The organism is Bacteroides sp. RTP21281st1_H5_RTP21281_210402, assembly GCF_040918965.1.
In the GTDB taxonomy this organism is placed as follows: domain Bacteria; phylum Bacteroidota; class Bacteroidia; order Bacteroidales; family Bacteroidaceae; genus Bacteroides; species Bacteroides congonensis.
In genome coordinates this window covers 224,383-246,712 of record NZ_JBCOWR010000007.1, presented here as the reverse complement: position 1 = coordinate 246,712, position 22,330 = coordinate 224,383, and the positions used below count along the sequence as shown (strand labels likewise).

Annotated in this window: 21 protein-coding genes; 14 read left to right on the top strand and 7 right to left on the bottom strand. The window is 41.3% G+C overall.

Features of this window, described 5'->3' with window-relative positions; all coding sequences use genetic code 11:
• Positions 1 to 21 precede the first annotated feature (21 nt).
• From AB5443_RS12675 to AB5443_RS12660, 4 genes are all read right to left on the bottom strand, one after another.
• Positions 22 to 378, bottom strand: coding sequence for an FtsL-like putative cell division protein (locus AB5443_RS12675; RefSeq protein WP_167961391.1), 357 nt, complete (start codon positions 376 to 378; stop codon positions 22 to 24).
• Positions 379 to 384: 6 nt separating this feature from the next.
• Positions 385 to 1,299: a 16S rRNA (cytosine(1402)-N(4))-methyltransferase RsmH gene (gene rsmH, locus AB5443_RS12670; protein ID WP_368113683.1), complete on the bottom strand. Its 915-nt coding sequence runs from the start codon at positions 1,297 to 1,299 to the stop codon at positions 385 to 387.
• Positions 1,286 to 1,756 carry a division/cell wall cluster transcriptional repressor MraZ gene (gene mraZ / locus AB5443_RS12665; RefSeq protein ID WP_044654523.1) on the bottom strand — a complete coding sequence of 157 codons (471 nt, stop codon included), beginning with the start codon at positions 1,754 to 1,756 and terminating at the stop codon, positions 1,286 to 1,288. The genes rsmH and mraZ overlap by 14 nt, the downstream gene beginning before the upstream one ends.
• A 332-nt stretch (positions 1,757 to 2,088) precedes the next feature.
• The gene (locus AB5443_RS12660; protein WP_073346814.1) at positions 2,089 to 2,592 is read right to left on the bottom strand and encodes an RNA polymerase sigma factor; all 504 of its coding nucleotides are present in this window, start codon (positions 2,590 to 2,592) and stop codon (positions 2,089 to 2,091) included.
• Positions 2,593 to 2,850: 258 nt separating this feature from the next.
• Between AB5443_RS12660 and AB5443_RS12655 the strand changes: the two genes are divergently transcribed.
• Both AB5443_RS12655 and AB5443_RS12650 read left to right on the top strand, forming a co-directional pair.
• On the top strand, positions 2,851 to 3,669 hold the full coding sequence (locus tag AB5443_RS12655; protein WP_288361383.1) for a 1-acyl-sn-glycerol-3-phosphate acyltransferase: 819 nt from the start codon (positions 2,851 to 2,853) through the stop codon (positions 3,667 to 3,669).
• A 26-nt stretch (positions 3,670 to 3,695) separates the two neighbouring features.
• Positions 3,696 to 4,709, top strand: coding sequence for a GNAT family N-acetyltransferase (locus tag AB5443_RS12650; protein ID WP_368113664.1), 1,014 nt, complete (start codon positions 3,696 to 3,698; stop codon positions 4,707 to 4,709).
• Here the strand turns inward: AB5443_RS12650 and AB5443_RS12645 are convergent.
• On the bottom strand, positions 4,681 to 6,027 hold the full coding sequence (locus tag AB5443_RS12645) for a deoxyguanosinetriphosphate triphosphohydrolase (protein WP_277132784.1): 1,347 nt from the start codon (positions 6,025 to 6,027) through the stop codon (positions 4,681 to 4,683). The genes AB5443_RS12650 and AB5443_RS12645 overlap by 29 nt on opposite strands.
• Before the next feature lie 124 nt (positions 6,028 to 6,151).
• On the opposite strand from AB5443_RS12645, the gene dut reads away from it, so the two are divergent.
• The 5 genes from dut (at position 6,152) to AB5443_RS12620 (ending at position 11,603) form a co-directional block, all read left to right on the top strand.
• Positions 6,152 to 6,583 (top strand): dUTP diphosphatase, encoded by a 432-nt coding sequence (gene dut, locus AB5443_RS12640; protein ID WP_368113663.1) that lies wholly within the window; start codon positions 6,152 to 6,154, stop codon positions 6,581 to 6,583.
• A 25-nt stretch (positions 6,584 to 6,608) separates the two neighbouring features.
• Entirely contained in the window at positions 6,609 to 8,378 is a 1,770-nt protein-coding gene (locus AB5443_RS12635; protein ID WP_368113661.1) for a tetratricopeptide repeat protein, read from the top strand.
• A complete protein-coding gene (locus tag AB5443_RS12630; RefSeq protein ID WP_073346811.1) occupies positions 8,375 to 8,941 on the top strand; it encodes a DUF4292 domain-containing protein in 567 nt (188 codons plus the stop codon). Before AB5443_RS12635 ends, AB5443_RS12630 begins: the two co-directional genes overlap by 4 nt.
• Positions 8,938 to 10,245, top strand: coding sequence for a murein hydrolase activator EnvC (locus AB5443_RS12625; RefSeq protein WP_368113660.1), 1,308 nt, complete (start codon positions 8,938 to 8,940; stop codon positions 10,243 to 10,245). Before AB5443_RS12630 ends, AB5443_RS12625 begins: the two co-directional genes overlap by 4 nt.
• A 227-nt stretch (positions 10,246 to 10,472) precedes the next feature.
• Positions 10,473 to 11,603 (top strand): aldose epimerase family protein, encoded by a 1,131-nt coding sequence (locus tag AB5443_RS12620; protein ID WP_368113658.1) that lies wholly within the window; start codon positions 10,473 to 10,475, stop codon positions 11,601 to 11,603.
• Between the two features lie 201 nt (positions 11,604 to 11,804).
• Here the strand turns inward: AB5443_RS12620 and AB5443_RS12615 are convergent, their stop codons facing one another.
• Positions 11,805 to 13,148 (bottom strand): VapE domain-containing protein, encoded by a 1,344-nt coding sequence (locus tag AB5443_RS12615; protein WP_044653481.1) that lies wholly within the window; start codon positions 13,146 to 13,148, stop codon positions 11,805 to 11,807.
• Positions 13,149 to 13,478: 330 nt separating this feature from the next.
• Here AB5443_RS12615 and AB5443_RS12610 point away from each other — a divergent pair, with 330 nt between their 5' ends.
• The 5 genes from AB5443_RS12610 to AB5443_RS12590 all read left to right on the top strand — a co-directional run bounded on the left by AB5443_RS12610 (position 13,479) and on the right by AB5443_RS12590 (position 19,304).
• Entirely contained in the window at positions 13,479 to 14,114 is a 636-nt protein-coding gene (locus tag AB5443_RS12610; protein WP_022139002.1) for an HU family DNA-binding protein, read from the top strand.
• 557 nt (positions 14,115 to 14,671) lie between these two features.
• Positions 14,672 to 14,902, top strand: coding sequence for an XRE family transcriptional regulator (locus AB5443_RS12605; protein WP_195406758.1), 231 nt, complete (start codon positions 14,672 to 14,674; stop codon positions 14,900 to 14,902).
• 199 nt (positions 14,903 to 15,101) lie between these two features.
• A complete protein-coding gene (locus AB5443_RS12600; RefSeq protein ID WP_368113656.1) occupies positions 15,102 to 15,497 on the top strand; it encodes a hypothetical protein in 396 nt (131 codons plus the stop codon).
• Between the two features lie 121 nt (positions 15,498 to 15,618).
• Complete coding sequence (locus AB5443_RS12595) at positions 15,619 to 17,214, top strand: M64 family metallopeptidase (protein ID WP_195406759.1); 1,596 nt, start codon at positions 15,619 to 15,621, stop codon at positions 17,212 to 17,214.
• A gap of 8 nt (positions 17,215 to 17,222) precedes the next feature.
• Positions 17,223 to 19,304, top strand: a complete 2,082-nt coding sequence (locus AB5443_RS12590; RefSeq protein ID WP_368113655.1) for a hypothetical protein — start codon at positions 17,223 to 17,225, stop codon at positions 19,302 to 19,304.
• Between the two features lie 67 nt (positions 19,305 to 19,371).
• Here AB5443_RS12590 and AB5443_RS12585 read toward each other — a convergent pair whose 3' ends face one another.
• The gene (locus tag AB5443_RS12585) at positions 19,372 to 20,439 is read right to left on the bottom strand and encodes a M20 family metallo-hydrolase (RefSeq protein WP_368113654.1); all 1,068 of its coding nucleotides are present in this window, start codon (positions 20,437 to 20,439) and stop codon (positions 19,372 to 19,374) included.
• A 269-nt stretch (positions 20,440 to 20,708) separates the two neighbouring features.
• Here AB5443_RS12585 and AB5443_RS12580 point away from each other — a divergent pair, with 269 nt between their 5' ends.
• Both AB5443_RS12580 and AB5443_RS12575 read left to right on the top strand, forming a co-directional pair.
• A complete protein-coding gene (locus AB5443_RS12580; RefSeq protein WP_073346807.1) occupies positions 20,709 to 21,254 on the top strand; it encodes an RNA polymerase sigma-70 factor in 546 nt (181 codons plus the stop codon).
• A gap of 52 nt (positions 21,255 to 21,306) precedes the next feature.
• The gene (locus AB5443_RS12575; RefSeq protein WP_073346806.1) at positions 21,307 to 22,296 is read left to right on the top strand and encodes a FecR family protein; all 990 of its coding nucleotides are present in this window, start codon (positions 21,307 to 21,309) and stop codon (positions 22,294 to 22,296) included.
• Positions 22,297 to 22,330 lie beyond the last annotated feature (34 nt).

Sequence of the window (22,330 nt, the reverse complement as noted above, 5' to 3'; positions counted from 1 at the left end):
TCTCAATTTTCAACTCTCCACTTATTTAATAAGGTAAGGGGGATTTGTGGATGTCTGCAAATCACTTTCCTTACTCGATATGTAATCTTCAATGCGTGACTGGCGGCTCTTCTCCATCAGTTCCGAACTGCGTGTCAGCGCATCATATTTAATATCTATCAGTTCTTGTTTCAACTTGTCTATCTCAATCTGCTGCTGCTGACTGGCATAGCGGTTGTGGATATAGAAGATGATGAATACCATAATCAGTACCAGCAACTTCGTCTGACGACGGAAAAAGTCGGTAGCCAGAATGTCTCCACCCAGAATACTTTTCAGTGAGGTACGTTTTTTCTTCTTGCCCTCTTCTGCTTTCTTATTTACTACTTCTTCTTCCATTTTTTCTTATTTCTTTTCTGCAATACGTAATTTAGCGCTTCTCGACCGTGGATTCCTTTCTATTTCTGTCTGGTCGGGTACAATCACCTTGTTATTGACGAGGCGGAAAGGCGTCTGCAGGTTTCCGAAGAAATCCGTTTCGGCTTTACCTTCCACGTTACCTGTTTTCATGATATTCTTCACCATGCGGTCTTCCAGTGAGTGGTAGGTGATAACCACCAGTCTGCCACCCGGCTTTAACGCTTCGGTGGCCGCCAATAGCATCTCTTTCAGTGCTTCCATCTCCTGGTTCACTTCAATTCTTAGTGCCTGGAATACCTTCGCGAGCTCTTTCTTTTCCCGTTCGCGACCGAAAAGCGGTTTGATGATTTCCAGAAACTCTCCGATAGTGCGGATCGTCTGTCCGCTTCTGGCTTTGACGATGACAGAAGCCAGCTTGCGGCTGTTTTTTAGTTCTCCATACAGATAGAGGATGTTTGCGAGACGCTCTTCTTCGTATGTGTTCACGATGTCTGCCGCCGTAAGTCCCGCACGCTTGTTCATACGCATATCCAAATCCCCGTCGAAACGGAAAGAGAAACCGCGTTCGCTGTCATCGAAGTGGTGGGAAGATACGCCGAGATCGGCAAGGATTGCATCCACCTGTTCGATGTCGTGATAGCGCAGGAAATTGTACAGGTAGCGGAAATTGCTGCGTACAAAGATAAAATGGGGGTCATTGACAATGTTCCGTTCGGCATCCTCGTCCTGGTCGAATCCCAGGAGCCGTCCGCCCTCGCCGAGCCGTGAAAGAATCTCGCGCGAATGTCCCGCTCCCCCGAAAGTAACGTCTACATACGTTCCATCCGGCCGGATATTCATCCCGTCAACGCTTTCCTTTAGCAGTACAGGTACATGATATGTCAGTTCATCTTTCTCCATCTTGTCTATTTTCATCGTTCATAATTTCTTCTAATGCCGCTCCGAACTCTTCGGGTGACATAAACGGCTGTTCTGCCCGCTCCTTCGACCAAATCTCTATTTTGTTGTCGATGCCGATAAAGCGTATATCCCCGTGAATGCTGCAAATCTGCAAATATCGTTTCGGGATTAATATGCGACCGTTATTGTCAGGTGTCACCACCTCTACGTCGCTCACAAACTGCCTGAAAATGAGTTGATGCTTGCTGTTCCATTTGTTGAGTCTGCTTCGAAGCTCGTTCAACTCCTCGTTCCACACGCTCTCGGGGTACAGGGTCAGACAGTCCTGAAACACGTCTTTACGCATAATGAGCCTCTCCTCAGAAGCAGCTTGTAATTGCTTCCTGAAGATGGCGGGGATGAACACCCTTCCTTTGGTGTCCGCCTTGGCTTCAATATTACCTAAAAACCGTATCATTACCTTATTATAATAAGAGAGCGTAAAAGTATGAAATTCCCCACAATTCCCCACAATTTTCCATGGAAAACTTTTAGAGAAGTTTTCAACCGATTGTTAAATGGTTATTTGCTTGAAAATGAATAGGCTTTTCAAAGCCCTTATTCGTGGGGAATCAGGGAGGATGACAGTCAAAATAACTTTTATTTGTCTATAACCGTTTTTTTGCTGTGTCGGATACGCAAAAAAAGGCAGAAGGTCTTGAACTCTTCTGCCTTTTAATCATTGACACAACTAAAAAATTACATTTAAATATTTAATCTGGAATCAAAAATTATATAGTTAAGGTCGGCTTAGCGGAAGTCTTTCAATTCTTCCTGCAATTTCTGGCGTGTGAAGAAGATGCGGCTTTTCACTGTACCCAGCGGGAGATTCAGCTTTTCCGCAATCTCACGATATTTGAATCCTGAAACGTGCATGGCAAACGGAACCCTGTATTCTTTAGGGAGTTTGTTTACCACCCGGTGCATCTCTTTCAGGTCGTACGCTCTTTCTGTACTTTCCGAACTGGCGTCTTGCGGCAGATTCAGATGATATAAGTTGTCGGTTTGGTCAATAAAAGTCTGGTCGCGAACCACTTTACGGTAGTTGTTGATGAATATATTGCGCATGATGGTGTACATCCATCCTTTAAAATTTGTATCGGGCATGTATTTGTCTTCATTATCCAATGCTTTCAATGATGTTTCCTGCAACAAATCATTTGCTTCTTCGCGGTCGGTTGTCAGTTTATAGGCGAAACGGAGCAGTTCGTCCTGTACTCCTACTAAATCTTTTCTGAAGCTTAAACTTTTCATATGCGTTGCTTTTAAATTGTGAATATTCGTTCGTTAATTTCGATGGTGCAAGTTTACGGGATTTTTGAAAACCTGACGGGGGAGAATCCGGCTAAAAAACACCCGAAAACTATCCGCGGATAGTTTTTAGGTGGTATTTGATAGTTTTTAGGTGGTATTTTTTCATCTTCTGAACTTAAATCCTGCATTTTCTACTGATTTATTGCAATTAATAAAAAAGAACCGTTAATTTTGTGGCATCATTTTTATTTGAAAAGAATGACTGATGACTCTTTATTTTTAATCGATGTCGATAAGATACTTCGGACGAAAGCTCCGAAGCAATATAAGTACATCCCTAAGTTTGTGGTTTCTTATCTGAAGAAAATTGTTCATCAGGATGAGATTAATGTGTTTTTGGATGAGTCGAAAGATAAGGTAGGTGTGGATTTCCTGGAGGCATGCATGGATTTTCTGGATGCAAAAGTAGATGTGAAAGGTCTTGAGAATCTTCCCAAAGACGGTTTGTATACCTTTGTTTCCAATCATCCGTTGGGTGGTCAGGATGGTGTAGCGCTCGGTTATGTGCTGGGACGTCATTATGACGGAAAGGTGAAATACCTGGTGAATGACTTGCTGATGAACCTGCGCGGATTGGCTCCGCTTTGTATCCCTATCAATAAAACCGGCAAACAGGCGAAAGATTTCCCTAGAATGGTGGAAGCCGGATTCAAGTCTGACGACCAGCTTATCATGTTTCCTGCCGGATTATGTTCGCGCCGTCAGAACGGGATAATCCGTGATTTGGAATGGAAAAAGACATTTATTGTGAAAAGCATACAAGCAGAACGTGATGTGATACCTGTGCATTTTGGGGGTAGAAATTCAGATTTCTTCTACAATCTGGCAAATGTCTGCAAGGCACTAGGTATTAAGTTTAACATCGCTATGTTGTATCTTGCGGATGAAATGTTCAAGAACCGCCACAAAACTTTTACTGTCACCTTTGGCAAGCCGATACCCTGGCAGACTTTCGATAAATCGAAAACTCCGGCGCAATGGGCCGAATACGTGAAGGATATTGTATATAAACTGTAACTGATAGAACAACTATAACAAGAAATATGGAAGAGATTATCAAACCGATAAGCAAGGAACTGCTGAAAGCTGAGTTGACGGAAGACAGGCGCTTACGAATGACGAATAAGAGTAATAATCAGATTTATATTATTACTCACCAGAATGCTCCCAATGTAATGAAAGAGATTGGTCGTTTGCGTGAAATAGCTTTCCGTGCTGCCGGTGGTGGAACGGGCATGTCGATGGATATAGACGAATACGACATAATGGAACATCCATACAAACAGCTGATTGTATGGAATCCGGAAGCGGAAGAAATCCTGGGCGGTTATCGGTACTTGCTTGGAACGGATGTTCGTTTTGATGAAAAGGGGGCTCCGATTCTGGCTACTTCCCACATGTTTCATTTCTCAGACCCTTTTATCAAAGAGTATCTGCCACAGACGATTGAGTTGGGGCGTTCGTTCGTTACGCTCGAATATCAGTCTACCCGTGCCGGAAGCAAAGGCCTGTTTGCCTTGGATAATTTGTGGGACGGATTGGGCGCATTGACGGTCGTAATGCCGAACGTGAAATATTTCTTTGGAAAAGTGACCATGTATCCCAGCTACCATCGCCGCGGCCGTGATATGATTCTTTATTTCCTCAAAAAACATTTCTATGATAAGGATAAGCTTGTCACCCCGCTGGAACCGTTGATACTGGAGACTTCAGAAGAGGAGCTTCGTGCTTTATTCTGCAAAGATACCTTTAAGGAAGATTATAAAATCCTGAATTGTGAGATTCGTAAATTGGGTTATAACATTCCGCCGTTGGTGAATGCGTATATGAGCCTGAGCCCTACCATGCGGATGTTCGGGACGGCTATCAACTATGAATTCGGTGATGTGGAAGAGACCGGAATCCTGATTGCTGTGGATGAAATCCTGGAAGATAAACGAATCCGGCACATCCAGACGTTTATTGAAAGCCATCCGGATGCGCTGAAAATGCCTTGTGAGGATGATGAAGCGTTTACTCCTAAAGTGGTTACACCGCAGGCAGACTGTTGCCGTTAATCTTACGATATAAATCAAGGGCAAAGACATCGGTCATTCCCGAAATATAATCAAGTACCGCCTGTATTCTTTCATAGAGTGCAGGCGCTTGTATATTATATTGGCTGGATACACGGTCAATCAGAAGCTTGGAGTAAGCCTTTTCGGGTGAGGTTACGGCATCCACCATTAATTCGAGCAGCGTGCTGATGACACGGAAGCCGGCCAGCTCGATGTCCAGTACGTCCCGTGAACGGTAAATCTTCTTCAAAGATACCTGGGCACAGTGTCGGTATGCTTCTGCCGGACGTTCGGCGATGTGTTTGATAAGTGCCCCTTCGAAAGTGCCTGATAATATTTCCTGCTCATGTTCCAGGAATATGCGAGTACATTCACGAATCAGCAATCCGATTACGGAAGAGCGCAGATAGGCGATTTGCTCGTTTGTATCATTGACAATCAGAAAAGTTTTCCGGATATGTTCCTGTCGCTTTTCATCGAAATATGCCATTAATAGCTCTTTTGTCTCTTCAGTAGTGAGTAGCTTTAGCTTGTGCGCATCTTCGATGTCCATCATCTGATAACAAATATCATCTGCGGCCTCGACTAAATAGACTAAGGGGTGACGGGCATATTTTAAGGGATGTTCGTTCAGTAAGGTCAATCCCAACTCTGTCGCTATTTTCCGGAAGCTGTCTTCTTCACTGACGAAGAAGCCGAATTTGGACTTTGTTCCGGCAAGGCTCGATGAAAAGGGGTATTTTACGATAGAAGCCAATGTGGTATATGTCAGGACAAATCCACCGTTCCGACGTCCCTCGAACCGATGAGTCAAAAGCCGGAATGCATTTGCATTTCCTTCGAAATGTGTCAAATCTTCCCATTCCATCGCAGAAATTTGTTCTCCATTGGACTGCTTTTCTTTCAGGCGCAGCCCTTTTCCTTCGGAGAAGAAGGTGGATATAGCCCGTTCGCCGGAATGTCCGAAGGGCGGGTTCCCCAAATCGTGCGCCAGGCAAGCGGCGGATACGATTGAACCAATCTCCGGCAGGAAAGAGTCCTCAAGTTCAGGTTGACGTTCCAGGATAGCTTTGGCGACATCGTCGCCTAAAGAACGACCTACACTAGCCACTTCGAGACTATGTGTGAGCCGGTTGTGCACAAAGACGCTGCCCGGTAGGGGAAATACCTGTGTTTTGTTCTGTAGCCTGCGAAAAGGCGCGGAAAAGATAAGGCGGTCATAATCCCGTTGAAATTCCGAGCGATTTTCCTGGCGTTCTTCGTGGAACTCTTCCATTCCGAAACGTTTAGCCGATATTAATTGATTCCAATTCATCATTTTATTTGTAATTTCAGTGTTTAGCGTCCGCAAATTGGTTGCCGGTACATTATTTAACTGCAAACTTAACTATTTTTCAGTTCAAAATGTGTATTTTCGCCCGTTAAATAGTAAACATGCATTTATGAATATTCAAGTTATCAATAAATCGAAGCATCCGCTTCCGGCTTACGCCACTGAATTGTCTGCAGGAATGGATATCCGCGCTAATCTTTCCGAACCTATCACATTGGAACCGCTACAACGTTGCCTGGTGCCGACAGGATTATATATTGCTCTCCCGAAGGGATTTGAAGCACAAATCCGTCCCCGTAGCGGCCTGGCTATCAAGAAGGGTATTTCCGTACTTAATTCACCGGGAACAATCGATGCGGATTATCGGGGAGAAATCTGTATTATCTTAGTCAATCTTTCATCTGAAACTTATGTGATTGAAGATGGTGAACGTATCGCCCAAATGGTGATAGCAAAGCATGAGCAGCCGACATGGCAGGAAGTGGAAGTGCTGGATGAGACGGAACGGGGAGCAGGTGGCTTCGGTCATACCGGAGTATGATGAATGCTTAAATCAAGAAAATAAAATGAAGATAAAAATAGGATGGCTGCTGGTCGCAGTTTGGGTACTGGCCTCATGCGGAACGACACGTACAGGACGTACGGCGAAGTCCGCGACAGATGAGGGAGTTTCTTTCCTTCCACAAGTACAGGTGACTGCCGAACAACAGCGGAAGTATGACTACTTCTTTCTGGAAGCCATGCGGATGAAGGAAAAGAAAGAATATGATGCAGCTTTTGGCTTGTTGCAGCATTGTCTGGATATTAATCCAAGTGCTTCCTCTGCGCTTTACGAGGTTTCCCAGTATTATATGTTTCTCCGCCAGGTACCGCAAGGTCAGGCTGCTTTGGAGAAAGCGGTAGCTTACGCTCCCGACAATTTCTGGTATAGCCAGGGATTGGTTAGCTTGTATCAGCAACAGAATGAACTGGATAAGGCAGTGACTTTACTCGAAAGTATGGTTACCCGTTTCCCGGCAAAACAAGACCCTTTGTTCAGTCTGCTTGATATTTACAGCCGTCAGGAGAAGTATGATGAGGTGATTTCCACATTGAACCGTCTGGAGAAACGGTTGGGCAAGAATGAACAGTTGTCTATGGAGAAATTCCGTATTTATCTTCAGATGAAAGATGATAAGAAAGCGTTTCAGGAAATCGAGAGCCTGGTGCAGGAATATCCGATGGATATGCGTTATCAGGTAATTCTGGGTGATGTGTATCTTCAAAATGGAAAGAAAGAGGAAGCCTATGCAGCGTATCAGAAAGTGCTGGCGGCAGAGCCGGACAATCCGATGGCTCTTTTCTCTATGGCTTCTTATTATGAACAGACCGGGCAAAAAGAACTGTATCAGCAACAACTGGATACACTGCTGCTGAACAAGAAGGTGACTCCTGATACGAAAATCAATGTCATGCGTCAGATAATTGTGGAAAATGAACAGTCATCGGCGAAGGACAGTACCCAAGTGATTGCTTTGTTTGACCGGATGATGAAGCAGGAACAGGATGACCCGCAAGTCCCGATGCTTTATGCGCAGTATCTGCTGTCGAAGAATATGGAGCAGGAGTCTGTCCCTGTCTTAGAACAGGTGGTTGATTTAGACCCGACTAACAAGGCTGCCCGCTTGATGCTAGTCAGTGCCGCTGTGAAAAAAGAAGATTATAAACAGATTATAAAAGTTTGTGAGCCGGGTATCGAGGCTACTCCTGATGCTTTGGAATTGTATTATTATCTGGCAATTGCCTATCATCAGGCTGAACAGACAGATAGTGTGTTAAGTGTTTGTAACAGGGCGCTGGAACATATCACACCTGATACACGAAAAGAAGTTATTTCGGATTTTTACTCGATAATGGGTGACATTTATCATACGAAGAAACAGATGTCGGAAGCCTATGCCGCCTATGATTCGGCTTTGGTGTACAATCCTTCCAATATCGGCGCATTGAATAATTATGCTTATTACCTGTCTGTGGAACGACGTGATTTGGATAAGGCGGAAGAAATGAGTTATAAGACTGTAAAGGCCGAACCCAATAATTCGACTTATCTCGATACTTATGCCTGGATTCTTTTTGAAAAAGGAAATTATGCCGAGGCACGTATCTACATTGATAATGCGATGAAGAGTGACGGGGAGAAAAGTGATGTGATTGTGGAGCATTGCGGAGATATTTACTTTATGACCGGCGATGTCGAAGGGGCGCTGAAATACTGGAAACAGGCGTTGGAAATGGGTAGTGAGTCGAAAACATTGAAACAGAAAATAGAAAAGAAGAAATATATTGCAGAATGAAAAGGTTCGTTTATCTATTGTTGGTTGTAGTCGTATTGGCTGGTTGTAAGAGTTCCAAGCGTTTGGCGACTTCGGAAACAAAGGCTCCCGTATCCAGTTATCTGACTTCCAGACTTCAACTGACTATTCCCAATAAAAAAGGAGGAAGTATGTCCGTAGGAGGAACAATGAAGATGAAAACCCATGAACGGGTACAAGTCTCCTTGTTGATGCCTATTCTGCGTACGGAAGTAGCCCGTATCGAAATCACTCCCGATGAAGTATTGTTGGTAGACCGGATGAACAGGAGATTTGTCCGTGCGACTAAAGAAGAATTGAAAGGTATGTTACCGAAGAACGCAGAGTTCTCCCGTTTGGAAAAGATATTGATGGATGCGTCCCTGCCCGGCGGGAAAACAGAACTGACGGGAAAAGATGTAGGAATCCCTTCACTGGAAAAGGCGAAAGTGCAACTTTATGAGTTTTCCACGAAAGAATTCTCCATGACTCCTACGGAACTTACTGCTAAATACCGGCAAGTTCCTTTGGAAGAATTAGTAAAAATGCTGACGGCCTTGTTATGATGAAACGCTTCTTTGTTATTCTTGTCAGTTGCCTGTGGTTGGCAGTTCCGCTTTCCGCTCAGTCGAATAAGTTGATTCGCGAGTTGGAAAGTAAGCGCGGCGCGCTGCAAAAGCAGATTGCCGAGTCGGAATCTATATTGAAGGATACAAAGAAGGATGTAGGCAGCCAACTGAATAGTCTGGCTGCATTGACCGGACAGATTGAGGAACGGAAACGTTATATTCTGGCTATAAACAATGATGTGGACGCCATTGAACGTGAGTTAAACTCCTTGGAACGCCAGTTGCGGGCACTGGAGAAGGATTTGAAAGAAAAGAAGAAGAAATATGAAGCTTCTGTCCAATACCTGTATAAGAATAAATCAATAGAGGAAAAATTAATGTTCATCTTCTCAGCCAAGAATCTGGGACAGACGTACCGACGTATGCGCTATGTACGTGAATATGCCACTTACCAACGTTTGCAAGGAGAAGAAATCCTGAAGAAGCAAGAACAGATACGCAAGAAAAAAGCTGAACGCCAACAGGTGAAAGCAGCTAAGGAGAATCTGCTGAAAGAACGTGAAGGCGAAAAGGTGAAACTGGAAGCTCAGGAAAAAGAAAAACGAACCTTGGTAGCCAATCTGCAAAAGAAACAGAAAGGCCTTCAAAATGAGATTAATAAGAAACGTAGAGAGGCAAACCAACTGAATGCCCGTATTGATAAGCTAATCGCTGAAGAAATAGAACGTGCCCGCAAGCGTGCACAAGAGGAAGCCCGTCGCGAAGCGGCTGCACGCAGGAAGGCGGAGGGTAAGGAGAACCGGTCTTCCAGAGCGGGGACAGCAGCAAAAACAAACTCAAAACCTCTGGAAGCCTACACCATGAGCAAGGCAGACCGGGAACTGTCCGGCAACTTTGCCGCCAACCGGGGAAAACTTCCCATGCCTATATCCGGTGCTTATATCATCACCAGTCATTACGGTCAATATGCGGTGGAGGGACTTCGCAACGTGAAACTGGATAATAAAGGAATTGATATACAGGGAAAACCGGGTGCGCAGGCACGTGCCATCTTCGATGGTAAAGTAGCAGCCGTATTCCAGTTGAACGGATTATTCAATGTGCTTATCCGTCACGGCAACTACATTTCCGTTTATTGTAACCTTTCATCGGCCTCTGTGAAAACCGGTGATACTGTGAAAACGAAGCAATCCATAGGACAAGTCTTCTCTGACGGAACGGATAATGGACGGACAGTATTGCATTTCCAGTTGCGGCGGGAAAAAGAGAAACTGAATCCGGAGCCTTGGCTCAACCGATAAAATAGATGACTGTTTCTAACCTTATAAGTGGCGTTCTCATAGCGTTCCTGTCTTATAATATATATCGCGTAAAAAACGCGAAATGTTTAGATTCGTAGTGGTTTTGGTTAGTTTCTGTTATTTATTGGTTAATAATTAATCTTTTCTTTATAGAAGATTTCCCACCTTTGTGGCATAGACTTTATCCAGATAATTGAGAATAAACTAACTGAATAAAACGAAAGAACATGAGAAAATTATGTGTATGGGGAGTTGCCGCCCTTTTGATGGCGGCTTGTACGCCAAAAGCTGAAAAGGCTACAGAATCCGGGTTGTTGCAGAGTAAATTCCAGACGGAAGTGGACGGAAAGAAAACCGATTTGTTTACTTTGCGTAATAAGGACAATATGGAAGTTTGCATTACAAACTTCGGTGGGCGTATCGTTTCCGTAATGGTTCCCGATAAGGACGGACAGATGCGTGACGTAGTGCTGGGTTTTGATTCTATTCAGGATTACATCAGTAAGCCTTCCGATTTTGGAGCTAGTATCGGTCGTTATGCAAACCGTATCAATCAAGGTAAATTTACGTTGGACGGCGTTGAATATCAATTGCCTCGCAATAACTATGGGCATTGCCTGCACGGTGGCCCGCAAGGTTTCCAGTATCGCGTGTTTGATGCAGTGCAGCCGAATCCCCAGGAAGTGGAACTTACTTATGTCGCAAAAGACGGTGAAGAAGGTTTCCCTGGAAATATCACTTGCAAAGTCTTGATGAAGCTGACAGATGACAATGCCATTGATATCCGTTATGAGGCGGAAACGGACAAGCCTACTATCGTGAATATGACAAACCACTCTTATTTCAATCTTGACGGAGATGCCGGCAGCAATGCAGACCATCTGCTGACTGTTGATGCTGATTATTACACACCAGTGGACAGCACATTCATGACAACGGGCGAAATAGCTTCTGTAGAAGGTACTCCAATGGATTTCCGTACACCGACTCCGGTGGGCGCACGCATCAATGATTACGCTTTTGTCCAATTGAATAATGGTAATGGCTATGACCACAACTGGATCTTGAATACCAAAGGCGATATCAACCGGAAAGCTGCTTCATTGAAATCACCTAAAACGGGCATTGTGTTGGATGTATATACCAACGAACCGGGAGTTCAAGTATATGCCGGAAACTTCCTTGACGGTTCTCTGACCGGAAAGAAAGGCATTACCTACAACCAGCGTGCTTCCGTCTGTCTCGAAACACAGAAATATCCGGATACCCCGAACAAATCTGAATGGCCTTCGGCTGTGCTTCGTCCTGGTGAAAAATACATGAGCCAATGTATCTTTAAATTCTCGGTAGACAAGTAATGCAATCTTAGTTTTTATGGCAAATGGATGATGGGATAAAATAAATATTCCATAAAAGCAAGGTATCTCTTTCACTGTTTTTATCGGTGAAAGCGGTACCTTTCTCTTTGGTGTTTATAAGATGTCTCCACCTTCTTCACCGGAGATATAATTCGTTTTAATATAAACTGTTACGGGTGAACCCGCGTTGATAATTGAGTCCTATGCCGCTTTCAACGGTTTCACCAGATATACATTCCCGTATTTGGTGTGTTTGCGGGTGACTCCTGCCGCAAGCAATACTTGCGCAAATGTGGCCGGATTACTTCCGCGCATGGCAGCCGGGTTATACATTTTCAGTCTCCTGAATATGTCCGAAGCCGAAAGACGTTCACTCCCTTCTTCATCGTCTGTGGCTGTCCGGTAACAGGCATGAAAGACTTCCTCTGCCGGACATGGATGGTAAAAAGCTGTGTTGTGGCGTTGCAGTTCCCGTTCCTCTTCTTTTGTGAACCAGTAGCGGGTTCCGGCAAGCAGTTCCGCTTTCAGTTGGGCATAGAGCTGATCGTGCTCCATCCCCTCGCAATTGATGAAGTGTTCCGCTTCAATGCAGATGAACCGCCGGCTGCCGGTGGGGTCGGTGAGCAAGTCGAAACGGTTGCTTGTGCCGATGAAAGAAGCGATGCGCGGCAAGTTGCGGAAATTCTTCTGATAAGCCTTGCAGATATTCAGGTTTGCCATTTGCATCAGATTCTTTAATAACGGCATTTGCTGCGTTCCGTACTTGTCAAATTCATCCATGTTCAGAAGTCCCATTTCGGCAAGCAGCCTTTCCGGTTTCCCTTGCGCCGACAGTTTCAGGTTGTCGATGTAATAGCGTGACAGTGCCGGTGGCATCAATGCTTTGCAGAAAGTAGATTTTTGTCGTCCCTGCTCACTGCTGACAAGTATGGGAGCTACGCTGTTGGCATGTATTCCCGTCATACCGAGCCATTGTGCCGTGACTCCCAACAGCCATGTATGGAAACTTTTCACCCAAAGCTGATTGTCAGAGACACGTCGTGCCAAAGCTTCCAGTCTGTCTGTCCCGTCCCAATCGGGCAGCTCTTCCATGTAAAGTCGGAAAGGGTGGTATTCGGGGATACAAGTGGAATAGATATAACGGCTCAAGTCCTTGTCCCAACAGGATATCCCTTGGTCGTGCGCTTCCATGCAGAAAGTGTTCAGTTCCCGCTTGCCCACAGGCTCAAAGGGAGTGCCACGTTTGCCGGCGGGACGATATTCCGTTTCTTCTGTCAATAAATTGTAGCGGAAATCATACTGTTTCTGCAAGAATGCACGTACCTCTTGCGTCAGCCGGACGGGCTGTTTTCGTTCCGTCTCTTTCTCTTTCCCGACAGGCAGTTCGCTATCCAGAATACTGTCTGTATGCATTTCTCCACAACATTCTGCCGGTTTCGTCCGGTCTTTCTCCACTTCCCCTGTCGCGTATTCTTTACTCTCCTTTATTTGGAACAGTTTTAGTTCTTTCAGTATCTGTCTCCATACTAATGTTATTGCATTCATTCTTTTTTTGTTTTTAAGTGACTAAAATAGGTTTGTTTATCAGCGCTGATACTGCAAATCTACAATAGGGCAGTACCGGTTTGCAAGTATTTCTCTAGAAAAAAGATATTTTTTCCTTAACGGAAGAAGTCGGCTTCTTATCACCCTTTTCACTATTATTTATCGTATCTTTGCCGTAGAGTTATCAATGATTCACTAGTGTGGTTTAATTAAATAACTAGGGTCATCTAATTAAATGACAATTGTAGTTTGAGTGAACCACACTAGTGGGTCATTAATAACTTTAAAGGTTTTGCATGAAAAGTATTCATTATAAAGACGTTAACTACTATGGCTATACTTTACGATTGGTATGAGAATCCCGGTGAATCCGATGATTCTGAAGAAAAGGGTTTGCATCCCCGTATTTTTTTGAACGGAAAGCTAGGGACGGATAAGCTATGCCGGATGATTCACGGACGCAGTTCCCTTTCTGTGGGTGATGTGAAAAATGCGTTTGAAATGCTTGCCCAAATCTGTGGCGAGGAACTTCGCGAAGGTCGTGAGATACATATCGAAGGACTCGGTTATTTTGCCCCCATTCTGCGGAGCACGCAGAAAGTGACTCGCAGCACCAAGAACAAATCGTCGAAAATGGAGTTGAAAACAATCGGGTTTCGTCCCGATGCCCGTTTGAAGGGGGAACTTGCCGGTATTAAAGTCAGCCGGAGCAAGTATGCGCGCCATTCGGAAGTTTTGTCGGCAGTAGAGATAGATATGAGGTTGAAAGAATATTTTGCAGACCATGACGTAATGCTCCGCTACGATTTTCAGGAAGTGTGCTGCATGACACGGACTACGGCGAACCGTCATCTCCGGCGATTGCAGGAAGAAGGAAAACTGCGTAATATAGGTAAATGTATGCAGCCAATTTATGTGGCTGCGGCAGGGTATTATGGGGTGTCGCGCGATGTGGTGAGGCGGTAATATAGGTCTGTTGTGAAATGGTGAAATCTCACAAAAAGAATTTTAAAGGGATGCTTTCACCTGCTTTTGGCCATTAAGAAAGGGTTTCTGAAAAGATTGAAAGAGATGAACCGTATGATCATATTAGTTATGTTATCATGAGAAATAAGTGTGTTTTCTGAAGAATTTGCTTATGGAGAGCATTTTAGTTGCTATAAATTATTTATCTTTGCTGTGTCATTTCAGCTTTTTTAAACTAGAAATGGCAGACATATTAAAATGACGTTTACGAACGTGATCTTCTATACGTAAATTCTCGCAAAATTTATCAAACCGAAGAGAACGGCAACGAAGACGTCCACTTGTATGTGTATTTATCAAACATATCAGTTATTGGTATGTTCTGTATATTTCCATACTGCGTGGGCTAGCTGCGTTGCTTATCCGGTTTGAAGGCAATGCGAGAAGCCTACGTATAGGATAAGCTATAGTCGGTTTCCCACGCTTTTTTGTTATGTCTTCATGGAGTATTAATATCAGTCGCCGTACTTGGGGAACTATACGGCTTTATACACACAATGAAACCGATTGGTCTTCTTATAAAAGAAGAATTAGAAAAACAAGAACGGAGCATCAGCTGGTTTGCCCGTAAATTATCATGTGATCGTTCTAATGTCTATCGCTTATTTCAAAAAGATAGTGTAGATACAAGTCTGTTAGCTAGAATCTCTGTTCTTCTAAACCATGATTTCTTCTCAGATCTCTCAGAATATATTAAAGAAAAACATCAGTCGCAAGATTCGCAATAAAGTTGTGGCATTTTCGCAATATATCATCTTATCTCTGTTTTCATTTTTGACATATCTTTGTCGAAGATTATAGAATAGACTATTTGAAATAATATGTAATGAAAAAGCTAATATGAGAATAACTTTTTCATTGATGGGGGGATATATCTGACTTGAAATAGAATAATTTATAATTAATTCAATTTAAAAACGAGAAAAAATGAAAACAATGAAGTATTTGTCAATGATGCTGGTTATGCTAGCTATGAGTGTGTGCATGTTTAGTTGTGGAGATGATGATGAGACGGGAGGCTATGATTTAGCTGGAACACAGTGGGCATATACCGATGTGTATAGTGATGGAACCCGAGAACAGATTATCAGTTTTAATAAAGATAATACAGCGACTTTGGTGGTTTCTGTAAAAAATGCGGGTGGTGTAATAGTTCAATCGGAATCAATAAGCTATACATATCAACGTTCCGAAAATTTGGTTGTACTAACTGCACAACAGGCAGGGAAAGCAAACTTAGAGGGGGTGATTTCTTCTACCATTAAAATGGAGATAACGAATACTTCTAATCAGAAAATCATCGGTACATTTTATAAGAAATAACTTTAGTATTTGTTTAATCGAAATATTGTAAATATGAAATGAGATTATGTCAAGGAATGATGTTATACAATAATGGAAATGATTTGACATAATCTTTTTTATTCTTTAAAACAAATTCCTTATGTATAAGTATCTATATTTCTTGTTATGCTTTCTATTTTATAATTGTCATGAAGATAGTGAATTCTTATCTTTATCTAATAGTGTTGTAACATTTGGTTGGAAAAGTGATACAAAGGAAATAATCGTAGATTCAAATACGCATTGGTCTATTCTTGCAGATCTACCATCTTGGATAACGATAAATGGGTTAAAGGAGGGAAATGGAATATCCTCTATATATGTGACAGTTGCTAATAATGAAACAGGAAATTTAAGAAAGTGTAGTATTGTTTTTACCGATTATGATAATCAGAAGACTCTGTTAATTTCACAAACTGCCAAAGAGCAACTTTATTTTATAGGTGGAAAACAATATCAAGTTAATTCCTCAGGTGTAGAATTATTGATTGATATAGAACAAAATATAGATTATAAAGTATATATATCAACAGATGCACGTAGTTGGATTACTCAATCTACACAAAGTAACTATGTTGGCATTTCAAACACAAATATTGGAGGACGACAATCTTTAATTTTAAATATTGCTAATAATTTGGAGCATGAAGAACGCCAGGCTAAGGTTGCTATATATAATGAAAAATTGTGTCTTTCTGATACTCTATATATAATACAAGAGGCAGATAATGGCAATTATTCCTATGTTGATGGTGAGTATTTGCAATTACAACGAGCAGTGAAAGGCAATGGTGTGAATTTGTTTATTTTTGGAGATGGTTTTACAAGTAAGGATTTGAGAAAAAATGGTCGTTATGAAGCTGTAATGAAACAAACGATGGATTATTTTTTCACTATTGAACCTTATCAATCTTATCGCGATTATTTCAATATCTATATGGTGATAGCAGAATCGGAAGAGGCAGGCGTAAGCATGAACGATACATTTGGAAGAAAAATAAATAATAAATTTTCCACAACTTTCGGTGATGGAACTTCAATAACTTGTAATGATGAGCTTTGTTTCGAATATGCTCGTAAAATAAAAGACTTGCCTAAAGATAAACCACTAACAATAGTTATGCCCTTGAATAGTACTAAATATGCTGGAACAACCTATTTGTATTCTAATGGAAACTCTATAGCATTGTGCCCAATGAGTACGGAAGCTTCTCCTAATGACTTTGAAGGATTGATACATCATGAAGCAGGTGGTCATGGTTTCGGCTTTTTGTGTGATGAATATGTTTATTATAATGCGCAAATGCCCGAAAGTCGTAAGAATGATTTGAGAGAATGGCAAAAACTGGGCTTTCAATGTAATTTGGATTTTACAGATAATTTGTCTACTATCTTGTGGAAAGATTTCATTGGAATAGATAAATATGCTCAAGTAGGTGCTTACGAAGGAGGTTATGAATATCAGTATGGAGTTTGGCGTTCTGAAGTGAATAGTTGCATGAATAATAATATACCTTATTATAACGCACAAAGCCGTTGGAGTATTGTGTCCCGCATTATGAAACTGGCTGAAGTGGATTTCACAGTTCAGGACTTTATTGAAGCGGATCATGTTACGTCATGGAATGGTATCACTCGTAGTGGTATTTCAGAGAAGAAACTGCCACCTTTAGGTAGTCCAAGGTGGATTAAATAATTTTTGGTATGATGTACAACAAACATATTTTTTTGTTATTAATCTATATTGTTTTATCCATAAACGTATTGGCTAAAGACTATTATAATACGAAGAATATATCTTATGAAATTTTACCGGACGGTACAGCCACAGTAAACAGTTGTAGGAAAGAAAAGAATATAATAATTCCTGAAATAATTACGTGTAAGGGTAGAACCTATACTGTCACCGGATTTCAAGGAAATATACTGTATGATGTGGAAACATTATCTTTACCTAAGACCATAGTATCAGATATCTCTTGTTATCAAGCGAAAAAACTCAGATATATATCTGTAAATGAGGAGAACCCTCATCTGAAAGCTGTCAATGGAGTACTTTACTCAAAAAATATGGAAAAACTTATTTGGTTTCCGAGTAATCATAAAGATTTGAAGGCCTTTATTCCAATAGGAGTAAAACGTATAAAGCAGAAAGCGTTTAATGAATGTAATATAAAGGAATTGTATATCCCATACAGCGTGTCATTTTTAGAGTCAGGGTGGCTCGGTGGATGCCACCGTTTAACTAAGATTGTTTATGAACGTAGTGGATTGTTTTATGATTTCTATGAATCTAAATATGATTATAAGAAGCTGAAGAAAAAAAATATAATTTGCGATATCGATCTGACTGCTTATTTGATGTTGGCTAACAGAGGTAATATACAAGCTCAATATACTTTGGGAGAATTTTTGTATATTGGAAATGTAAAATCGATACCTCAAAATGTAAATCAAGCTACAAATTGGTTTACTAAAGCAGGAGAACAAAATTATGTCCCAGCGATATTAAGGCTTATAGATATTTATAGTACTGTCAATATGAATCCAACCAAGGTTTTATATTGGAGAATAAAGGCGGCTGGACTAAAGCATAATCCATCAATGGTAGCTCTGGCTGATTTGTATTTTAAAGGGGAAGGAGTAAAGAAAGATACTGAAAAGGGAATACAATTGTATATCGAAGCCGCACAACTAGGTAACTACTATGCTGCTGGTTGTGTGGGTAACTTTTATTATAATGGATACAGACCTTATGTAATTCAAGATAAATCCCGTGCTATTGAATGGTTTAAGTATGCGGCTGAAGGAGGAAATGGTGAGGCAGCTTATCGTATGGGAATGTGTTATTATTTAAGCGATGGTGTTTGGAAGGATGAAAAAAAGGCCTTAAATTATTTGAAAATGGCTGTGAGTGCAAATTGTTCAATGGCAAACAATATTTATAGCCTTCTTGCTTATAGGGAAGCAGAGCGACAAATGGATGAAAAGGAATATGATGTAGCGGCAAATTGGTTTAATGAGGTAGTACAGTATGATAGAAATAATCTTGCAGCTTGTATAAATGCAGGCTATTGCTATTTAAGCCAGGCATATCCTGCTTATGAATCAGCAGAGTTATGTCTTAATCAAGCTTTGAAACTTGATCCTACTAACCAAGCGGCTAAAAATAATTTGGCAATAATAGCTAAATATAAGTCAACTAAAGCTCTGATCAAACAATATATTTCGAATGGAGATAGTTATTATAATACAGGTAATTATGAAAAAGCTGTGGACAGTTATAGTAAATCAATCTCAATGGAAAAGAATGATCCTTATCCATACTATATGATAGCGCATTGTTTTTTTGCTTGTGGAGCGTATCAAGAAACTATTGAGTTTTGTGATAAAGCTTTGGCGATAAAGAGCTATTATAATGATGCAAAGAAACTACGGAAAAGTGCAAAAAGTATTATAGTGCTTAATGCTATATCTCAAACTCTTAATGCTTTGTCTGGTACGCTCAATACTATTTATGCTAATAATTCTGTGTATAATACAAATACTACAAATTATTCCAGTAGTACTAATTCGACTCCGATAAAGATGGAAGTTTCAAGAAAAAGTAAAGAGTGTTCATTGTGTCATGGGACGGGATGGATAGATTCTAATGATACTCCGACTTTTTCATCAAATTCTAGTGAACAATGGTGTGACGGCTGTAAAAGAATGGTATCTGCTTCACATTGCCACCAGTGTAAACAATGTCCATCTTGTCGGGGAAAAGGGATTTCTCCATTTTAGGGGCATGGATTATAACTATTTTTTTAGTGAAGCAGAAAGAAGTGATTTTTCAGCTAGTAGTAAAATTTCAGATACTCAAGCCGTCCAATAACTCTAAATACAGCCCGACAGCTTCTTCTATCTCCTTCAACATGATATATTCCTCTGCCGTGTGCGAGCGTGAAGAGCGTCCCGGCCCTATTTTTACCGATGGAAAGGACATTAATGCCTGATCGGACAGAGTAGGAGAGCCGAAAGGAATGCATCCTATTTTTATAGCCTTCTGTACGAACGGATGCTTCTCGTCAATCCGTGAAGAATTGAGACGGTACGAACGTGCCTTGACATCACAAGAAATATGTTTCTTGATTTCAGCAAATAATTCTTCGTTGGAGTAAAGTTCATTACTGCGTATATCGACGACGAAAGTACATTTATCGGGAACAACATTATGTTGCGTACCTGCATTGATTACGGTAACACTCATTTTCACAGCTCCCAGTAGCGGAGATTCTTTCTCAAAATGATAATCACGGAACCAGGCGATATCATCCAATACCTTATATATGGCATTATCTCCTTCATTGCGTGCCGCATGTCCGGCTTTTCCTGTCGCGGTCACGTCCAAAACCATTAATCCTTTTTCGGCAATGGCAGGTTGCATCTCCGTAGGTTCGCCTACGATGGCGAATGAAACGGGCGGAAGTCCCGGCAATACACTTTCAATTCCATCTTTGCCCGAAACTTCCTCTTCGCAGGAAGCGAGATAAATCAGATTATACTTCTGCGAAGTACAACATAGTTGCAGGAACACCTGTAAGAGAGAGACAACACTGGCACCGGCATCATTGCTTCCCAAACCGTACAGTTTGCCGTTTTCTTCCCGCGGAGTGAACGGGTCTTTCCGCCAGCCGTTCACCGGCTTTACCGTGTCTATGTGGGAGTTAAGCAGGATAGTCGGCTTCTTCAGGTCGAACATCGGGCTGAGACACCATACATTGTTTCCCTTACGTCCGGTCTGCATACCCGCCATTTCGATATAGTTCTGCAGAAAATCGGCAGCCTGAGTCTCTTCCCGGCTGATTGAGGGGATACTAATCAATGATTTAAGTAGGCTTACAGCCTCGGTTGCCATATATGGAATGTCATATTTCATAGTTGGATATACTGCTTTAGCGTTGTAATTCAGATGTTATATTGTTACTAATTATTTTTACACAAAGATAGTCATTTTGCGCAATTGTTTCAAATAAAATTAATAAAGAAATGCTTATGTGTTGATTATTAGTTGTTTATGCCAAAGAAGGTCTTGAGAACTTTTTTTTTTGAATGTTTTCTTATGAAAAGGTTGTTGATAAATTATTTAATAATTAATTTTGTTGGAGGGTTTTATATTTTACTTGTTAATCTTAATGGATAAACATGATGATTATCACACGAATGGAAGATAAAGTTCTTCGTTTTAAAAAGTTTTTTGATCTGAATTTTCCCAAAGTAAAGACTTTCGCATGGCAATTGTTAAAATCAGAAGAAGATGCAGAAGATATAGCTCAAGATATTTTTGTTAAGCTATGGGAGAAACCGGATTTATGGTTAGAACGTGAAAAATTGGATAGTTATTTATATACAGTTGTACGAAACCATATCTATAATTTTTTGAAGCACAAGGCTGTAGAATATGACTATTTGGATGTCGCAGCAGAAAAAATGCGAATGGCGGAGCAGGGATTGCCTACGCCGGATGATGAATTTTGTGCTCATGAACTTGAGCTTTTTGTTCAGATGGCCCTTGAACGTATGCCGGAACAGCGTAGGCGTGTTTTTTTAATGAGCAGAGAGGAAGGAATGACTTCACCGGAAATTGCTGAGAAACTGAATGTTTCGGTTCGTACAGTTGAGCAACATATTTATAAAGCCCTTCAAGATCTAAAAAAAATCGTTTTATTTTTATTTTTTTTCTATTTAGACTAAGTATGTATGCCTGGCAAGTTGTCTCTTATATGTAACACTTGATTTGGTATAGATGAAAAGTAAATTGGAAAAACAGCTACGCTCTTTTATTGACTTTGATTATTCAAAGCGGACAATCGACAGATTTCACCGTTGGATGATCAGTTCTGATTCTGCAGAAGAGAAAGAAACAGCGCTTCATAATCTATGGTTTGAGACAAAAGGAAAGTCTGGGCGCGGTATGGAGCATTCGTTTCAGCAGGTATTGGATAAAATCGGCATTGAATACACTCCAATGGTTACAAATACAAACCGCTGGAATTTGTGGAAATCTGTTGCGGCAGCTGCTGTTATCATCTTTCTGTCTGTGACGGCTACTTTGTGGGTAAGTTACAATCATTTTGACAGGGACAACACCGTGATGGTGGAACATTATGTGAATAATGGATCTAAAGAGACAATCAGTCTTCCGGACGGAACTACCGTACATCTGAATTCCGGTTCATATGTATTTTATCCTGAAAATCTGGAGGGCAAGACCCGAACGGTTTATCTGATGGGAGAAGCAGAATTTAAAGTGGCAAAAGATCCGGAGAAACCTTTCATTGTGCGATCTTCAAATATGGCAATAACTGCCTTGGGAACAGAGTTTAATGTGAAAGCTTATCCGGAAGAAGATGTAATAACAGCTTCTTTGATCGAAGGAAAAGTACGAGTGGATTGCAATGATACGACCAGCTATGTCTTAACTCCCGGATATCAGGTTGTGTATAATAAATGTACGGCTGACTGCCAATTGCTGACTGCCAACATGAAAGATGTGACCGCATGGATGAGGGGGGAACTTGTGTTCGACAAGGTTACTCTCGCCGAAATTGTGCGGACGCTGGAACGTCATTATGGAATCACATTTCATATCTCAACAAAGAAATCTAATCAAGACCGTTATAATTTTGTATTCAGAAAAGACGCGACTTTGGAAGAGACATTGGAAGTGATGAAGGTGGTCATTGGTCAATTCAATTATCGATTGGAAGACAGTATCTGCTATATTATCTGGTAGAGAAAAACAATAAATATTTTTTGTTAAACTTAAA

Bases quoted from the DNA above. Each gene is read 5' to 3' on its own strand.
- AB5443_RS12675 (WP_167961391.1), bottom strand. From the start codon at position 378: ATGGAAGAAGAAGTAGTAAATAAGAAAGCAGAAGAGGGCAAGAAGAAA.
- rsmH (WP_368113683.1), bottom strand. From the start codon at position 1,299: ATGGAGAAAGATGAACTGACATATCATGTACCTGTACTGCTAAAGGAA.
- mraZ (WP_044654523.1), bottom strand. From the start codon at position 1,756: ATGATACGGTTTTTAGGTAATATTGAAGCCAAGGCGGACACCAAAGGA.
- AB5443_RS12660 (WP_073346814.1), bottom strand. From the start codon at position 2,592: ATGAAAAGTTTAAGCTTCAGAAAAGATTTAGTAGGAGTACAGGACGAA.
- AB5443_RS12655 (WP_288361383.1), top strand. From the start codon at position 2,851: ATGACTGATGACTCTTTATTTTTAATCGATGTCGATAAGATACTTCGG.
- AB5443_RS12650 (WP_368113664.1), top strand. From the start codon at position 3,696: ATGGAAGAGATTATCAAACCGATAAGCAAGGAACTGCTGAAAGCTGAG.
- AB5443_RS12645 (WP_277132784.1), bottom strand. From the start codon at position 6,027: ATGATGAATTGGAATCAATTAATATCGGCTAAACGTTTCGGAATGGAA.
- dut (WP_368113663.1), top strand. From the start codon at position 6,152: ATGAATATTCAAGTTATCAATAAATCGAAGCATCCGCTTCCGGCTTAC.
- AB5443_RS12635 (WP_368113661.1), top strand. From the start codon at position 6,609: ATGAAGATAAAAATAGGATGGCTGCTGGTCGCAGTTTGGGTACTGGCC.
- AB5443_RS12630 (WP_073346811.1), top strand. From the start codon at position 8,375: ATGAAAAGGTTCGTTTATCTATTGTTGGTTGTAGTCGTATTGGCTGGT.
- AB5443_RS12625 (WP_368113660.1), top strand. From the start codon at position 8,938: ATGATGAAACGCTTCTTTGTTATTCTTGTCAGTTGCCTGTGGTTGGCA.
- AB5443_RS12620 (WP_368113658.1), top strand. From the start codon at position 10,473: ATGAGAAAATTATGTGTATGGGGAGTTGCCGCCCTTTTGATGGCGGCT.
- AB5443_RS12615 (WP_044653481.1), bottom strand. From the start codon at position 13,148: ATGAATGCAATAACATTAGTATGGAGACAGATACTGAAAGAACTAAAA.
- AB5443_RS12610 (WP_022139002.1), top strand. From the start codon at position 13,479: ATGGCTATACTTTACGATTGGTATGAGAATCCCGGTGAATCCGATGAT.
- AB5443_RS12605 (WP_195406758.1), top strand. From the start codon at position 14,672: ATGAAACCGATTGGTCTTCTTATAAAAGAAGAATTAGAAAAACAAGAA.
- AB5443_RS12600 (WP_368113656.1), top strand. From the start codon at position 15,102: ATGAAAACAATGAAGTATTTGTCAATGATGCTGGTTATGCTAGCTATG.
- AB5443_RS12595 (WP_195406759.1), top strand. From the start codon at position 15,619: ATGTATAAGTATCTATATTTCTTGTTATGCTTTCTATTTTATAATTGT.
- AB5443_RS12590 (WP_368113655.1), top strand. From the start codon at position 17,223: ATGATGTACAACAAACATATTTTTTTGTTATTAATCTATATTGTTTTA.
- AB5443_RS12585 (WP_368113654.1), bottom strand. From the start codon at position 20,439: ATGAAATATGACATTCCATATATGGCAACCGAGGCTGTAAGCCTACTT.
- AB5443_RS12580 (WP_073346807.1), top strand. From the start codon at position 20,709: ATGATTATCACACGAATGGAAGATAAAGTTCTTCGTTTTAAAAAGTTT.
- AB5443_RS12575 (WP_073346806.1), top strand. From the start codon at position 21,307: ATGAAAAGTAAATTGGAAAAACAGCTACGCTCTTTTATTGACTTTGAT.